The sequence below is a fragment of the Streptomyces shenzhenensis genome (assembly GCF_003688995.1).
Classification (GTDB): Bacteria; Actinomycetota; Actinomycetes; order Streptomycetales; family Streptomycetaceae; genus Streptomyces; species Streptomyces shenzhenensis_A.
Genome location: NZ_PENI01000019.1, coordinates 50,512 through 65,789, shown reverse-complemented (window position 1 = coordinate 65,789; position 15,278 = coordinate 50,512). Strand labels below are relative to the sequence as shown.

At 72.2% G+C, this 15,278-nt stretch carries 17 protein-coding genes; 11 read left to right on the top strand and 6 right to left on the bottom strand.

From position 1 onward, the window contains the following. Positions 1–98 precede the first annotated feature (98 nt). The 3 genes from CTZ28_RS26815 to zapE form a co-directional block, all read right to left on the bottom strand. A complete protein-coding gene (locus CTZ28_RS26815) occupies positions 99–1,559 on the bottom strand; it encodes a SulP family inorganic anion transporter (RefSeq protein WP_121892280.1) in 1,461 nt (486 codons plus the stop codon). An 8-nt stretch (positions 1,560–1,567) separates the two neighbouring features. Next, complete coding sequence (locus CTZ28_RS26810; protein WP_121892279.1) at positions 1,568–2,146, bottom strand: carbonic anhydrase; 579 nt, start codon at positions 2,144–2,146, stop codon at positions 1,568–1,570. 656 nt (positions 2,147–2,802) lie between these two features. Further along, on the bottom strand, positions 2,803–3,906 hold the full coding sequence (gene zapE, locus CTZ28_RS26800) for a cell division protein ZapE (protein ID WP_259471817.1): 1,104 nt from the start codon (positions 3,904–3,906) through the stop codon (positions 2,803–2,805). 37 nt (positions 3,907–3,943) lie between these two features. On the opposite strand from zapE, the gene CTZ28_RS26795 reads away from it, so the two are divergent. The 6 genes from CTZ28_RS26795 (at position 3,944) to CTZ28_RS26770 (ending at position 8,617) form a co-directional block, all read left to right on the top strand. Beyond that, positions 3,944–4,789, top strand: a complete 846-nt coding sequence (locus CTZ28_RS26795) for a pyrimidine reductase family protein (RefSeq protein WP_121892276.1) — start codon at positions 3,944–3,946, stop codon at positions 4,787–4,789. Positions 4,790–4,942: 153 nt separating this feature from the next. Next, positions 4,943–5,416, top strand: a complete 474-nt coding sequence (locus tag CTZ28_RS26790) for an indole-3-glycerol phosphate synthase (protein ID WP_121892275.1) — start codon at positions 4,943–4,945, stop codon at positions 5,414–5,416. Positions 5,417–5,863: 447 nt separating this feature from the next. Beyond that, on the top strand, positions 5,864–7,255 hold the full coding sequence (gene murC / locus CTZ28_RS26785; protein ID WP_121892274.1) for a UDP-N-acetylmuramate--L-alanine ligase: 1,392 nt from the start codon (positions 5,864–5,866) through the stop codon (positions 7,253–7,255). 14 nt (positions 7,256–7,269) lie between these two features. After that, the gene (msrB, locus tag CTZ28_RS26780) at positions 7,270–7,677 is read left to right on the top strand and encodes a peptide-methionine (R)-S-oxide reductase MsrB (RefSeq protein WP_121892273.1); all 408 of its coding nucleotides are present in this window, start codon (positions 7,270–7,272) and stop codon (positions 7,675–7,677) included. Positions 7,678–7,807: 130 nt separating this feature from the next. Continuing rightward, the gene (locus CTZ28_RS26775) at positions 7,808–8,134 is read left to right on the top strand and encodes a ribbon-helix-helix protein, CopG family (protein ID WP_121892272.1); all 327 of its coding nucleotides are present in this window, start codon (positions 7,808–7,810) and stop codon (positions 8,132–8,134) included. 75 nt (positions 8,135–8,209) lie between these two features. After that, a complete protein-coding gene (locus CTZ28_RS26770; protein ID WP_259471816.1) occupies positions 8,210–8,617 on the top strand; it encodes a hypothetical protein in 408 nt (135 codons plus the stop codon). A gap of 103 nt (positions 8,618–8,720) precedes the next feature. On the opposite strand, the gene CTZ28_RS26765 is transcribed toward CTZ28_RS26770, so the two are convergent. Continuing rightward, positions 8,721–9,446 carry a DUF998 domain-containing protein gene (locus CTZ28_RS26765; protein WP_121892271.1) on the bottom strand — a complete coding sequence of 242 codons (726 nt, stop codon included), beginning with the start codon at positions 9,444–9,446 and terminating at the stop codon, positions 8,721–8,723. Between the two features lie 157 nt (positions 9,447–9,603). Between CTZ28_RS26765 and CTZ28_RS26760 the strand changes: the two genes are divergently transcribed. The 5 genes from CTZ28_RS26760 (at position 9,604) to CTZ28_RS26740 (ending at position 14,245) form a co-directional block, all read left to right on the top strand. Beyond that, a complete protein-coding gene (locus tag CTZ28_RS26760) occupies positions 9,604–10,218 on the top strand; it encodes a TetR/AcrR family transcriptional regulator (protein ID WP_121892270.1) in 615 nt (204 codons plus the stop codon). A 72-nt stretch (positions 10,219–10,290) separates the two neighbouring features. Beyond that, positions 10,291–11,544: a PP2C family protein-serine/threonine phosphatase gene (locus CTZ28_RS26755; protein WP_183154599.1), complete on the top strand. Its 1,254-nt coding sequence runs from the start codon at positions 10,291–10,293 to the stop codon at positions 11,542–11,544. Positions 11,545–11,724: 180 nt separating this feature from the next. Then, complete coding sequence (locus CTZ28_RS26750) at positions 11,725–12,855, top strand: ABC transporter ATP-binding protein (protein WP_121892268.1); 1,131 nt, start codon at positions 11,725–11,727, stop codon at positions 12,853–12,855. Further along, on the top strand, positions 12,852–13,580 hold the full coding sequence (locus tag CTZ28_RS26745; protein WP_121892267.1) for an ABC transporter permease: 729 nt from the start codon (positions 12,852–12,854) through the stop codon (positions 13,578–13,580). Before CTZ28_RS26750 ends, CTZ28_RS26745 begins: the two co-directional genes overlap by 4 nt. Continuing rightward, on the top strand, positions 13,577–14,245 hold the full coding sequence (locus CTZ28_RS26740) for an ABC transporter permease (RefSeq protein ID WP_121892266.1): 669 nt from the start codon (positions 13,577–13,579) through the stop codon (positions 14,243–14,245). Before CTZ28_RS26745 ends, CTZ28_RS26740 begins: the two co-directional genes overlap by 4 nt. Before the next feature lie 3 nt (positions 14,246–14,248). Here CTZ28_RS26740 and CTZ28_RS26735 read toward each other — a convergent pair whose 3' ends face one another. Together CTZ28_RS26735 and CTZ28_RS26730 are read right to left on the bottom strand one after the other, a co-directional pair. Next, positions 14,249–14,848, bottom strand: a complete 600-nt coding sequence (locus CTZ28_RS26735; protein ID WP_121892265.1) for a GTP-binding protein — start codon at positions 14,846–14,848, stop codon at positions 14,249–14,251. Continuing rightward, positions 14,835–15,251, bottom strand: a complete 417-nt coding sequence (locus tag CTZ28_RS26730; protein ID WP_121892264.1) for a DUF742 domain-containing protein — start codon at positions 15,249–15,251, stop codon at positions 14,835–14,837. Before CTZ28_RS26730 ends, CTZ28_RS26735 begins: the two co-directional genes overlap by 14 nt. Positions 15,252–15,278 lie beyond the last annotated feature (27 nt).

Here is a 15,278-nt window from a genome sequence, read left to right as displayed (position 1 = left end):
GGCCTCCTCCGCTCAGCGGCCCGTTCCATCCGCTCCTGCAACGATATGCCCGGTGTCTGGTCCGGGGCCACGCCCCTGCCCCGGACCAGACGGGCGCGTTACCGCGCCGCCGTGAGCCGTACCGGCTCGGTCCCGGCCGAGCTGTGCCGCTCGGCCCAGGACTCCAGCGCCGTACGGCAGGCGTGATCCAGGTGGTGCAGGCCGGACAGGTCGAGCCGGACCGGCCGGTCCTTGGGCAGCGCCTCCAGGCTGTCGAGGATCTTCGGCAGCCGCAGGAAGGTCGCGTTGCCGGACAGATACGCCTCGACCGGGCCGGCGCCCTTGTCGACGAACTCCAGCCTGACGTGCGAGGCCTCCCACGCCGTCTTGGCGATCGCCATCGCCAGGCCGATGAGCACGCCCTCGAACATGCTGACCACGACGATCGAGACGGCCGTGACCACCAGGATCAGCGCCTCACCCCGGGACTCGCGCCACAGCGCGGCCAGCGCCCGCACCGGGATGAGCTTGGCGCCCGAGTACACCAGGATGCCCGCGAGGGCGGGGATCGGGATGTAGCCCAGCACGTCCGGCAGCAGGGCCGCGAACAGCAGCAGCCAGACGCCGTGCAGGACCCGGGACGCCTTGGTGCGGGCGCCCGCCTGCACGTTCGCCGCGCTGCGCACGATCACCGCGGTCATCGGCAGTGCGCCGAGCAGCCCGCAGATCGTGTTGCCGGCGCCCTGGGCGGCCAGCTCCTTGTCGTACTCGGTGCGCGGCCCGTCGTGCAGCCGGTCCACGGCCGCCGCGCTGAACAGCGACTCGGCGGACGCGATCAGCGTGAACGCGACGACCGTGCCCAGCACCCCGATGCCGGCGAGTTCGCCGAAGGCGCTCAGCGGCGGCGGCTGGACCGAGCCCAGCAGCCCCTGCACCTCGACGGTCGCCACCGGCAGACCGAGGGCCGCCGCCGCCAGTGTGGCGAGGCCCACCGCGGCGAGCGGGCCCGGTACCGCGCGGACCGGCGCGGGGGCGAACCGCCACAGCACGAGGACCGCGATCGTGCCCGCGCCGACGGCGAGGGAGGCCAGCGCGTCCGTGTCGGCGAGGGCGTCCGCGAGCGCCCCGGGCAGCCCCGCTATCTTGCCGGGGCCCGAACCGGGGGCCTCGGCGGCCAGCGCCGGATACAGCTGTCCGGCGATCAGCACCAGGCCGATACCGGCCAGCATGCCCTCCACCACCGAGACCGAGATGGCCCGGAACCAGCGCCCGAGCCGCAGGGCGCCCATCGCCATCTGGAGCACCCCGCTGACGAGCACGATCACCCCGAGCACGGGCAGCCCGAACTGGTGCACCGCCTCGAAGACCAGCACGGTGAGGCCGGCGGCCGGACCGGAGACCTGGAGGCTGCTGCCGCGCATCAGCCCGGTGACGATGCCTCCGACGATGCCGGTGACCAGGCCGAGTTCGGCCGGTACGCCGGAGGCGACGGCCACGCCCACGCACAGCGGGAGCGCGACCAGGAAGACGACGAGGGAAGCGGTGAAGTCCTGCCTGAGATGAGGGAACGGGTTCGTCACGGCGCCACTCACAGTGCTTCGAAGGTGTCGGTCTGCGCGACGTGCGTCCGGACGGCGCCGGTGTGCACCTCGTAGTACCAGGCGTGCAGGGCGAGTTGCCCCTGGGCCAGCTTCTGGGCCACGCACGGGTACGAGCGCAGCCGCAGCAGCTGGGTCAGGGCGTGGCTCTGCACGCCCTCGGCGACAGCGGGGTCCTCGGCCGCTCCGGCCGGGCGTGGGGTCGCGTGCGCCAGCCAGTCGCGCACGGCGGGTACGGCGGTCAGATCGTCGCCGCGCACCAGCGCGCCGACGGCACCGCAGTGGGAGTGGCCGCAGACGACGACGTCGCGGACGCCGAGCACCTCGACGGCGTACTCGACGGTGGCCGCCTCGGCGGTGGGGTGCGCGGACGCGTACGGCGGGACGATGTTGCCGGCGGTGCGCAGTTCGAACAGCTCACCGGGGCGGGCGCCGGTGATCAGGGCCGGGACGACCCGCGAGTCGGAGCAGGTGATGAACAGGACCTGCGGGGACTGGCCTTCGGCGAGCTTGGCGAACTCCTCAGGGCGCTGTCCGAAGGTACGGGCGTTGTCGATGAGGGGCTGCATGGTGTGTTGGTTCCTCCTGGCGCGCCGAGCCGGCGCGTCGGACGTGCACGACGGTGGTGGGGGCAGCCCGTCTCTCAGCAGCGGAAGACCTGAAGCACCGCCGGAGTGTGGGCTCTCGAGGGTCTCGGGATGCGGTGGTGCACGGCGCCCGGCGCGGACGCCGGGCGCGGGGTCGCCGTGGCCCGGGCGGGCCGCCGGCGCTCGTGCGCCCGCCTCGAGACGGCGGCGCGCCGGCGGTCACGGGCCTGCGACGGACCGGGCTGCTCCTCGAAGCGCTCTGTGTCGCGATGCGTTCCCGTGCCGTCGCGTGACGCCTTCCCGGAAATCTCGGATCCGGATGGAGTCTTGGCCTCGACATGACGGATTGTGTGCGCGGATGCGAAGGAATCCGCGGGCGCGAAGAATTGCAGAGTGAGCAGCAGGGTGGTGAGGAGCGTCAGCGCACTCCGGTGCGTTCTACCTCGGAACATGCGCCCCCCTCTCGATAATTCGCGCCTCTAGTACGTACCAAGCATTGGTCAATGGATGGTCAAGAAACACGTTAACCCTGCAAAGTTGTTTGCAGGGTTAACTCCGCGTTTCGGGCGCAGGAGAGAGTGAAAAAAGCGGGTCCTATGGCGTGAACCAGTCCTTGGCCCGCGGAATTTGATCGATTGTCAGACCGACACGAGGGGCTGCGCGTCCCGGGCGAGTGCGGTGAGCCGGGATATCGCGCGGAAGTACTTCTTGCGGTAGCCGCCGTTCAGCATCTCCTCGCTGAACAGCTCGTCGAAGGGCGCCCCGGAGGCGAGGACGGGCACCTCACGGTCGTAGAGCCGGTCCGCGAGGACCACGAGGCGCAGCGCCGTGGACTGGTCGGGCACCGCCCGCACGCCGGTGAGGCACACCGCCCGCACGCCGTCGGTCAGCGCGCCGTAGCGGCTCGGGTGCACCTTCGCGAGGTGGTCGAGGAGCTGCGGGAAGTCGTCGAGCGAGGCGCCCTCGGTGGCGTACGCCGTCCGGGTCACCTGCTCGTCCGAGTACGGCGCCGGCGCCTCGGGCAGGCCGCGGTGGCGGTAGTCCTCGCCGTCGATGCGCAGGGTGCGGAAGCGGGCGGACAGGCCCTGGATCTCGCGCAGGAAGTCGGCGGACGCGAACCGGCCCTCGCCCAGCTTGCCCGGCAGGGTGTTGGAGGTGGCGGCGAGCGCGACGCCCGCGTCGACCAGCCGGCCCAGCAGCGTCGACACCAGGACCGTGTCGCCGGGGTCGTCCAGCTCGAACTCGTCGATGCACAGCAGCCGGTGGCCGCCGAGCGTGCGCACGGTCTCCTGGAAGCCGAGGGCGCCGACCAGGTTCGTCAGCTCGACGAAGGTGCCGAACGCCTTGAGCGCGGGCTCGGCCGGGGTGGCGTGCCAGAGGGAGGCGAGCAGATGGGTCTTGCCGACGCCGTATCCGCCGTCCAGGTAGACGCCGCGCGGGCCGGCCGGGGTCTTCGCGGCCCTGGACCTGCCGAGGCCGAGGAACCCGCGCTTCGCGCCGCCCGTCGCGGCCGGACCGCCGAGACCGGCCGCGAAGTCTTCCAGGACCCGCACGGCCTCGGTCTGGCTGGGCCGGCCGGGGTCCGGCAGGTAGGTGGCGAAGCGGACCGAGTCGAAGCGTGGCGGCGGCACCATCTCGGCGACCAGCCGGTGCGCGGGGACGTGCGGCTCGCGGGCGCACAGGGACAGGGGGGCCGCGTCGGCGGCGGAGCCGGGCCGGGAGGCGGCGGTGGAGGACGACACGGTTCCCCATGGTAAGCGCCGTGTCACACTGCACCGCATGCGACGCCTGTTCCCTGTGACCGAAGAAACAGCAGCCCAGGACTCCGCCGCGGACGCCGCGCGGGCGGGGGCCGCCGCGTACCCCGCTGCCGGGGGCGTGGGCGAGCACGTGGATCGGGAGTGGAGCCTCGCCGAACTGGCCGCCGCCTACGCGTATCCCGGGCAGGACCGGACCGGCGGGGCGGCCTGGCTGCGGGCCAACATGGTGTCCACGCTCGACGGCGCCGCCCAGCACGAGGGGCGTTCGCAGCCCATCTCCGGCGCGGCCGACATGCGGATCTTCGGGACGCTGCGGGCCCTCGCGGACGCCGTGGTCGTCGGCGCGGAAACGGTACGCCGGGAGGGGTACCGCCCGGCACGCGCGCGTGCCGACTTCGCGGCGGCCCGGGAGGCGGCGGGGCAGGGCCCGGCCCCGGCCGTCGCGGTCGTCAGCGCCGGCCTGGAGCTGGACTTCTCGCTCCCGCTGTTCACCGAGCCCCTGGTGCCCACCCTGGTCCTGACCGGCGCCGCGGCGGACCCGGAGCGGATCGCCGCCGCCGAGCGGGCGGGGGCCCGGGTGGTGATCGCGGGCGACGGCGCCTGGGTGGATCCGGCGCGCGCGGTGCGGGCCCTCGCCGGGCTCGGCCACACCCGGCTGCTCAGCGAGGGCGGTCCCCGGCTGCTCGGCCGGTTCATTGCCGCCGGGGTCCTCGACGAGCTGTGTCTGACCCTCTCGCCGATGCTCACCGCGGGTGACGCCCAGCGCATCGCCGGCGGCCCGCCGGTCGCCGTGCCCCGGCGTTTCGCACTCGTGTCCCTGCTGGAGGATGCCGGATATCTGTTCGCCCGCTACCAGAGGTCCTGAAAACAGCGGAATGTATCGTTCCGTTTAGCTTTCGCCAGGCACACTGAAACCGGCAGGACCCGTGCCGTCACGGGGCAGGATGGTTTCCGCAGGGCCTGGTACGGCCCACGGAGGAGAGAGGGCCAGGGGCCCTAGAAGGAGAATGGGGCGCTGGTGTTCACAAGCGTTTTGATGATCGAGAAGGCACTGACGTCCGCCGACGTGGAGTTCGTCACCACCTTGCACGGGGACGAGTCGGTCGCCTTCCATGTGCTGCTCCAGCCGCGCGGCGACCAGGCCGACCGGCTGCTGCGGGCCATCGACGACATCGCCCTCGGCGAGCTCGACGACGCCGCCCGCGAGCGGGAGACGCCCGAGGGCGCCGCCGCGAAGGAGCCCGCCGAGCAGGCCCTGGAGGTGTCCCTCACCGCGTTGCGGGCGGCGGGCAGCCAGGCGGAGGGGCGGCTGGTCGAGGACCATCCGCTGGACGCCCTCAAGGCCCTCGTCGACGAGGTCGGGGCCGACGAGGTGATCGTCCTCACCGACCCGCACTACGTGGAGGAGTTCTTCCACCGCGACTGGGCCTCGCGGGCCCGGCACAAGGTGGGGGTGCCGGTGCTGAAGCTGTTCTCGCACAGCAGGGCCTGAGCGCGCCCCGGCGGAGCGCTCCGCGCCTCTCCGCGGCGGGCGCCGCTGGGCCGCTCGGGCCGGTTCCGGAGCGTCGGCGGGGGCGTGCGGCCGTGGGGGGCCGGCGGGTGGGCGGGCTGTGCGGTGCCGTCGGTCGGCGGCGCCGTGGACGGTCGCGTGGTTCTCCGCGCGGCTTCGCGGCGGGCGTCGTTCGGGCGCTCGGGCCGGTTCCGGAGCGTCGGCGGGGCGTGCGGCTGGGGGGCGTCCCCGGAGGGCAGTGTTCCGGTGGGCGGGCTTGTGTGGTGCCGCGGGGTTTTCCGGGCCTCTCTGCGGCGGACGTTGCTTGGTCGGGCCGGGTGGGTGGGGGGTCGCGCCCCAGGAGGGTGGTGTCACCGGCACGCAATAGGCTGGGGGCGCGTTCCTCGCGGGGCGCGCTCCGTCGTCGTATCGCATCTGGGAGACACGCGCATGGCACCCGGCCCTCGTACCGCCATGGACCGACCGCACTTCATCGGCATCGGCGGCGCCGGGATGTCCGGGATCGCGAAGATCCTCGCGCAGCGTGGAGCCAAGGTCGCCGGGAGCGACGCCAAGGAGTCGGCGACCGCCGAGGCCCTGCGGGCGTTCGGCGTGACCGTGCACATCGGGCACGCGGCCGAGCACCTCGCCGACGACGCCGACTGCGTGGTCGTGTCGTCGGCGATCCGCGCGGACAACCCGGAACTGGCCCGCGCCGCCGAACTGGGCATCCCGGTGGTGCACCGCTCCGACGCCCTCGCCGCCCTGATGGACGGCCGGCGGCCGATCGCCGTCGCGGGCACCCACGGCAAGACGACCACCACGTCGATGCTGGCGGTGGCGCTGACCGAGCTGGGCCTGCACCCGTCGTACGCCATCGGCGGCGACCTGGACGCCCCCGGCTCCAACGCCCTGCACGGCACCGGCGAGATCTTCGTGGCCGAGGCGGATGAATCGGACCGCAGCTTCCACAAGTACGCGCCCGAGGTCGCCATCGTCCTCAACGTCGAACTCGACCACCACGCCAACTACGCCTCGATGGACGAGATCCACGAGTCCTTCGAGACCTTCGCCGGCCGGATCGTGCCCGGCGGCACCCTGGTGATCGCCGCGGACCAGGAGGGCGCCCGGGAGCTGACCCGGCGGCTGGCCGGTTCGGTGCGGACGGTGACCTACGGCGAGCGCGCGGACGCCGACGTGCGGATCCTGTCCGTCGTCCCGCAGGGGCTCAGGAGCGAGGTCACCGTGGAACTGGACGGCGCGCCGCTGACCTTCACGGTCTCCGTGCCAGGCCGCCACTACGCGCACAACGCGGTGGCCGCGCTCACGGCGGGGGTGGCCCTGGGCGTCCCGGCGCCGGAACTGGCGGCGGCGCTGGGCGCCTACACCGGGGTCAAGCGCCGGCTGCAGCTGAAGGGCGAGGCGGCCGGCGCGCAGGTCGTCGACTCGTACGCGCATCACCCGACCGAGATGACGGCCGACCTGGAGGCGATGCGGGCGGCCGTCGGCGACGCCCGCATCCTCGTGCTCTTCCAGCCCCACCTGTTCTCCCGCACACAGGAACTGGGCAAGGAGATGGGCCGGGCCCTGGCCCTCGCGGACGCCTCGGTCGTCCTCGACATCTACCCGGCCCGCGAGGACCCGATCCCCGGCGTGACCAGCGAGCTGATCGTCGAGGCTGCGCGGGCGGCGGGCGCGGACGTCACCGCCGTGCACGACAGGGCGGAGTCCGTGTCCGTGATCGCGGGAATGACGAGGCCCGGCGATCTCGTTCTCACCATGGGCGCGGGCGATGTGACCGACCTGGGCCCGCTGATCCTGGACCGTCTGTCGCAGCAGTGAAGGGGCTGAGACTCATGTCGTACGACGTCGAGAAGCCGGACGAGCAGTGGCGCACGGAGCTGACCCCGGCCGAGTACGCCGTGCTGCGTCAGGCCGCCACCGAGCCGGCGTTCACCGGTGAGTACACGGACACCAAGACCACCGGCGTCTACTCCTGCCGCGCCTGCGGCACCGAACTCTTCACCTCGGACACCAAGTTCGAGTCCCACTGCGGCTGGCCGTCCTTCTACGACCCGAAGGACTCCGACGCGGTGGAGCTGGTGGAGGACCGCTCGCACGGGATGGTCCGCACGGAGGTCCGCTGCGGACGCTGCGGATCGCATCTCGGCCATGTGTTCGAGGGTGAGGGCTATCCCACCCCGACGGACCAGCGGTACTGCATCAACTCGATCTCGCTGCGGCTGGTGCCGTCCGAGAGCTGACCGTAACCGGCTGACGACGGACCGGACGATGCCCGCACAGGGAGCCGTGTGCGGGCATCATCACGTTTCACCGGGCGCAGCACGCTGCGGGCGCCGCTTGCCTCCGTAATACGCGTCATACGGTTGCTGTATGGCGAAGACCCGGATCAGCATCAGCCTGGAGCAGGCGCAGGCCGAGCGCATCAGGCGGCACGCGGAGCGGTCGGGCATGGATGTCTCGGCGTACCTGGTGCATGCCGCGACGCGGCAGATGGCCGAGAGCGATGCCATAGAGGAACAGTTCGCCGGGGTGGACGCGCTGATCGCCCGGGCGGAACGGGAAGCGGTCGACCTGCCTGAAGAGCCCGCCGCGGTGTCGGTGGAGCTGACGGAGCAGGAGCGCCGCGAGGTCGAGGAGGCCCTCGGACTCGTGCACGGCCGGGACCAGCAGGGCCGGCGGCCGGGGTATGCCCCGTGAGCGCTCGAGTGCCGGTGTACGACACCGGCATGCTCATCGCGCCCGCCGATCGCAAGGCGAAGGCGATGGCGCTCCATGAAGGGCTGCGGGCGGCCCCGCACCGAGCGCTGGTGCTCGGCCCGGTTCTCGCTCAGGTGTGGCGTCCCCCGTCCGGCGCTGGTGCACTCCCTGTCCGGGGCGCTCAAGGACTGCACCGTCCCTCAGGCTCGTACGTCCGAACCGCCGGTGCGGGAGACGAAGGCGGGCCGTCCGGAGTGCCTGGCCTGCGTCACGGGCCCGGACCTGGTCGACTGGCGGCGCATCGGCACTGCGCTGGGGCGGGCGGCCCTCCCGGCGAAGAAGCGGCCGGACGCGGTCGACGCCTGGGTGGCCCTCGCCGCAGCCCGGCACGGCAGTGCGGTCGTCTTCACCAGTGCCCCGGACGACATCCGCGCGTACCTGGCGGTGTTGGCCCCGCCGGATGTGCATGTGGTTGCCGTATGAGGCGGTGCGGCGGGGTGGGTGATGCCGGCGGTCATGGTCGTTGTCCTTCGGTTGTCGGTGCCACGGCCGGCGTTCAGGGCGGCTGTGTTCGCGGAGTTCGGTGTCAAGCGGCTTGGCCTGCGGTGATGGAGCGCGCCGTCGGCGCGTTCACGGTCTGCCGCTGCCAGATCGACGCTCCGGCGCAGATGAGGCCGATCAGGAACGGGTGAACGGCGCCGCGTTCGATGAGGCCGATGACGCCGATGGGGGTGTCGCCCGCGGTGAAGATCATCGCGAGGTAGAGCGTCATCGAAAGCAGGCCGATCACGCCTACCGCGATCAGCGCTGCTCCCATGCGCGGCGAGAGGCCGATGCGCCGACGCCTGCTTCCGAGCACGAGGGCGAGCGTGTTCCCGCCGATGAAGCCGGCGAAGGCACCCATGCTGTGGAACTCGCCGGTGCCGTTCTCGAGTGCCTCGCCGGATCCGGGAAACAGCGCGAGCAGGACACCGCCGACGGCCAGCAGCGTCGCGGGTACGAGCGTTGCCCAGCGGCGCCCTCCCGACAGATCGCGCAGCGTGGCGACCCCGGCCAGGATCGTGATCCCGAAGAGGAGGAATCCGGTGTTCATCACCCAGGCGAGGGGCGAGTACATGTACTGCCCGAACAGGGTCGAGGGCCCGTGGACTCCGAGGTTGCTGATGAAGTGGTGCGTATAGCTGTACGCCGGGTCGGTCCACGCTGCGGCGGCGATGAACTCCCCGAGCAGGAAGATCGCCGGCCCGGCGATGAGCAGCGCTCCCGCAGTCCGGCGCTGCGGAGACAGGTGCGCGTCGGTTTTCTCGGTCATGGCCGTTGTCCCTTTCCACTGGTGGTGCCGGGTCGGCGCGAGGGTCGCCGGAGATGGCGGCGGCGTACACGGCGAGCCATGGCTTCACTGACACACTTACTATATCGAGACTACTTTTGCCGTCAATGTAGTTAGTGTTCGAAGGTAGAGTGAGCGCATGGTGGATGCAGCGGCGGTCGGGCGACGCGAGCGCAAGAAGGCGGCGACGCGAGCGGCGATCCTGGAGGCGGCGACGACGCTCTTCCTCGCGCGCGGCTTCGACGCGGTGACCGTGCGCGAGATCGCGGACAAGGCCGACGTGTCACCCAAGACGGTCTTCACGCACTTCCCGCACAAGGAGGCGCTTGTCTTCAGTGACGAGGACGAGCGGCATGAACGCCTCGTCGCCGCGGTGAGCGGCCGCCCGGCGGGGACCACGATCTCCGACGCGCTGAAGGCCCACTACCTCGCCGAGATCGCCGCGCTCCACACCGAGCCCCAGCGTCAGATCCTTGCCCTCATGGAGGACACGCCGGCCCTGATCGACTACGCGGAGAAGATGTGGTTGCGCCACGAGGACGCCTTGGTCGCGACGATCACCGAGGAGTTCGGGCTCGCCGAGCCGAGTGACGAGATCCGCTTCTACGTCCGGTTCGCCCTGCACGTCCAGCTCATCGCCACCCGCGAGGCCGATCCTGAGCCGGCCGTCGATGCGGGATTCCGGCTCCTCGACAAGGGCTGGGCGCGCTACGGCGAGACCGGCGGACAGAGCGCGGCCGCGAAGGTGCGCTGAGCAACGCGGCGGCTTCCCGGGTGGGGTGAGTTCTTGAGGGGCTGGGACGGTTCTGTTTGAGAGCCTTTGGGGGTGTTACGTGTCAGGCGATGGATACGGTTTCTGCCGAGAACCGCGGCGCACGGTGACCGGGGCCGCGGCGGCGGGCTCGACGGGGCGCCCGCGCGGCTGAGCGCGCTGCGGGCGTACGCGGCCGGTATCGGGACGACGCTCGACGAGGCGACGACCTGCGGGGAGCTGACCCGGGCGGCGGCGGGGCTCGCGGGCGGCGCGGCGGCCGTTCTGCGCCGGGTCGGCGGGACCCTCACCGGCTATGCCGCGATCGCCGGGGACCCTGGTGCGCTGCCCGACGCCCGCCGGGCCGCCGCCACGGCCCTGGACGCCGGTTTCCCGGCGGACGGCACGCCGCAGCACTGGACCCACGGGGGCCGGCCCGCGCTCTGTGTGCCGCTGGCCACCGGCGAGCGCCACTACGGCGTACTGGTCTGCGGCCGGGACGCCGGGCCGTTCACCCCTGCGGAGGCCGAACTCCTCGCGCTGCTCGCGGAACGCGCCGCCTCGCACATCCGGCACGCCCGCGCGTACGAGCGGGTCAGCCGCACCGCGGGCGATCTGCAGCGGGCCCTCCAGGCCGAACCCGGCCGGCCGCACCCGAACCTGGCCGTCGCGATCCGCTATCTGCCGGCGGGGCGGCGGGCGCTGGTCGGCGGCGACTGGTGCGAGGCCGTACGGCTGCACTTCGGCCGCACCCTGCTGGTGGTCGGCGATGTCATGGGGCACGGCCTGGAGGCCGCCGTCGACATGCACGCCTACCGCTCCTCGCTGCGCTCCATCGCCTCCGCCGACCTGCCCCCGCACCGGGTGCTGCGCCAGCTGGACGACATCGCCGCCGCCGAGGCCGACCGCCGGCCCGCCACCTGCCTGCTCGCGCACGTCGATCCGGCCCGGCGGCGGCTCACGGTGGCCGGCGCCGGGCATCTGCCGCCCGCCCTGATCACCCGGGACGGCACGACGAGGCTGCTCCCCGTCCCCGTCGGACCGCCCCTGGGCACCGGCTTCGGGGGGTACGAGTCGGCCACGCACACCCTGGAAGGGGACGAGACCCTGGTCCTGTTCACCGACGGGCTGGTGGAGCGCAGGGGCGAGGACATCGACAGTTCCCTGCGCCGGCTGGCCGGGCTCCGCTTCGCGCCGGGTGCGACCGTCGAGAGTGTCCTCGACACCATCGTCACCCGTCTGGACGCCCGCCGTGCCGAGGACGACGTGGCGGTCCTGGCCGCCCGGGTCCGCCCGCGCCGCGGCACCGTCGCCGCGACGGATCCGTAGAGCGCGTCGCCGTGCCCGCGCGTGCTTCCGGCCACGGTCCGGTCACGACCCGGCGGCAGGCGCTCGCCCGCCAAAGTATGGAAACAGTCGCGGTCTAGACTCTGCACGCAACGGCCTGCGCACCGACGACCGTGGCCGGAAGTAGGCAGTATCTGCCAAACCCGAAGGGTATTCGGCGCTTTGATACGGATAGATTCAGTCACCAAGCGGTACCCGGACGGCACCGTGGCGGTCGACCGGCTGTCGCTGGAGATACCGGACCGCTCGATCACCGTGTTCGTCGGGCCCTCCGGCTGCGGCAAGACTACGACGCTCCGGATGATCAACCGAATGGTGGACCCCTCCGAAGGGCGCATCCTCCTCGACGGCGTCGACATCCAGGCGCAGCCCGTCAACACACTGCGCCGGTCGATGGGTTACGTCATCCAGAACGCCGGTCTCTTCCAGCACCGCAGCATCGTCGACAACATCGCCACGGTCCCCAGGCTGCTGGGCTGGAGCAAGCAGAAGGCCCGCGCGCGGGCCGCGGAGCTGATGGCCCGGGTCGGACTCGACGCCTCGCTCGCCAAGCGCTACCCCTACCAGCTGTCCGGCGGACAGCAGCAGCGCGTCGGCGTCGCCCGGGCGCTCGCCGCCGATCCGCCGGTGCTGCTGATGGACGAGCCGTTCTCGGCCGTCGACCCCGTGGTGCGCAAGGGCCTCCAGGACGAACTCCTGCGGATCCAGGAGGAACTGGGCAAGACCATCGTCTTCGTCACCCACGACATCGACGAGGCCATCAAGCTGGGCACCATGGTCGCCGTGATGCGCACCGGCGGCAAGCTGGCCCAGTTCGCCCCGCCCGCCGAGCTGTTGAGCGCCCCCGCGGACGCCTTCGTCGAGGACTTCCTCGGCGCCGACCGGGGCATCCGCCGGCTGTCGTTCTTCCCGTCCGGCGAACTGGAGCTGCGCACCGCGCCGGTCGTCGCGATCGACGCCGAAGCCGGGCAGATCGCCGCGCGCGCCGCCGACGAAGCGCCGTACCTCCTCGTCACGGACCTCGACGGGAAGCCGCTCGGCTGGAGCGCGGCGGAGGATCTCACCGCCGGGGCGATCGACCGGGACCGGCTGCTGTCGTACGGGCGGCCGTTCGTGCCCGGCACCGACTCGCTGCGCGCCGCTCTCGACGGCGCCGTGCTCTCGCCGACCGGCTGGGCCGTCGGCGTGGACGCCACCGGCCGGGTCGTCGGCGTCGTCTCGCAGCAGATCATCGGCGAGGCGATCCGCTCCGCGCACGCCACGGGACGCAGCACGGCGAAGGTCGGCCGATGAACGGCTTCTTCGACATCCCCAGCGACCTCCAGCACAGTTACTTCGGCCTGGTCGGACTGCATCTGCGCGAGGCGTTGCTGCCGGTGCTCGCCGGACTGCTCGCCGCGCTGCCGATCGCCCAGCTCTGCGTGCGCTTCCGCCGCCTCTACGCGCCCGTGCTGGGCGTGACGACCGTGCTGTACGCGATCCCGTCGCTCGCCTTCTTCGTGGTCCTCATCGACTACACCGGCCAGAGCGAGATCACCGTGATGATCCCGCTGGCCGTCTACAGCCTCGTGGTGTTCGTCCCGGCGATCGTGGACGGGGTCCGCTCGGTGCCCCAGGAGACCCTCGACGCCGCCACCGCCATGGGGCTCGGGCCGGTACGCCGCTACCTCCAGGTGCAGTTGCCGATCGCCGCACCCGCGATCATCGCCGGCCTGCGCGTCGCCACCGTGTCCAGCATCTCCCTGGTGAGCGTCGGCATGCTGATCGGCAACCAGGGCGGGCTCGGCAATCTGCTGCACGACGGCATGATCTACAACCAGCCCCGCCTGGTCTGGCTGTCCGTCGTCGGCACGGCCGTCCTCGCCGTCCTCGCGGACACTGTGCTGGTCGCCGTCCGACTGCTGCTGACGCCCTGGATGCCGCGCGACACCCACGGGATCCGCACCGCCGGGGCCGACACGCAGACCACCACCCGGCCCGAACCGACCGCGGTCGCCCTGGAGGACGCAGTCCGGTGAACCTACTCCACTTCATCAACGCCTTCTTCAGCGACGGCGCCCACTGGCACGGCTACGACGGCATCCCCACCCGGCTGCGCGAGCACGTCCAGTACTCGGTGCTGGCCCTCGCCGTGGCGGCCGCCATCGCCCTGCCGCTCGGCCTGCTCACCGGGCACACCGGACGCGGCGGCAACATCCTGGCGTCCATCGCCACGGCCGCCCGCGCGCTGCCCAGCTTCGGCCTGCTCGTGCTGATGTTCGTGCTGCTCGGCTTCGGCCTGCTGCCGGTGATGATCCCGCTGGTCGTGCTCGCCGTCCCGCCGATCCTGGTGACGACGTACGAGGCGGTGCGCTCCGTCGATCCGTCCCCGGTGGACGCCGCCCGCGGCATGGGCATGGCGGAGTCGCGGATCCTGCTGCGGGTCGAACTGCCCGTCGCGCTCCCGCTGATCCTCAGCGGGCTGCGCTCGGCGGCCATCCAGATCGTCTCCACGGCCACCATCGCCGCGTACGTCAGCCTCGGCGGCGTCGGCCGCTACATCGTCGACGGCCTCTACCAGCGCAACTACGAGAAGGTCGTGGGCGGCGCCACGCTGGTGGCCGTGATGGCCCTGGCGACACTCGCGGCGTTCTGGGCGGTGGCCCGGATCGCGGTGTCGCCCGGCGTGCGCAGGAGCGGCTGAGGGTCAGCCCTCGGTGCGGGCCAGCGCCAGCTCCAGTACGACGAGCAGCGCGTCCCGCACCGAGCCGCGTTCCCGGGCGTCGAAGACCACCAGCGGGACGCCGTCGGTGACGTCCAGCGCCCAGCGGACCTCGTCCAGGGTGTGCTCCACCGCGCCGTCGAAGGCGTTGATCGCCACGGCGAACGGGATGCCCTTGTGCTCGAAGTAGTCGACGGCCGCGTAGCAGTCGTCGAGGCGCCGGGTGTCGACGATGACGAGCCCGCCGACCGCGCCCTCCACGATGTCGTCCCACATGAACCCGAACCGGTCCTGCCCGGGCGTGCCGAACAGATACAGCTTGAGCGTCGGGTCGATGGTGATGCAGCCGAAGTCCATCGCCACCGTGGTCGTGGTCTTGCGCGGGGTGTGCGTGAGGTCGTCGACGCCCGCCGCGACCTCGGTGATCGCGGCCTCGGTGGTCAGCGGCTCGATCTCGGAGATCGCGCCGACGGTCGTCGTCTTGCCCACGCCGAAACCGCCCGCGATGACCATCTTCACCGGCAGGGGTGGTCGTACGGGGGTGTGCGCGGCAGAGCCGTGGACCAGTGGTTCAGTCGGTGTCACGGAGTACCCCTCGGGAGTCGGGGATGGCTCGGAGGCCATCGATAACCCTGCGCAGGACGGATGCGTCGTGGGTGCTGTCGAAGTCTGGCACGTAAACCGTCAACTGCCCGGCGGAGCGCAGGTCTTCGGCCAGCACGTGGACCACGTTGAGGTGCAGCCGCAGCCGGGCCGCGAGTTCTGCCAGCGACTGCGGCAGCCGGCAGGCGGCGACGATGTCGTGCCGCTCGAAGGAGAGCCCGTCGAGCGCGTCCAGACCCGCGACGGTGGCCACCACCTGGGTCTCGACGGGCATCGTCCGGCCGGAGGCGGTGTTCGCCACCCGGCCGGACGTGACCAGGAACGGCCGTACGGCGGGGGCCGGTCCGACCGGGTCGGGGCCCGGGGGCGGGGAGCCGTCCGCCATGGCGTCCTACGCTTCCTCTCTTCGGTG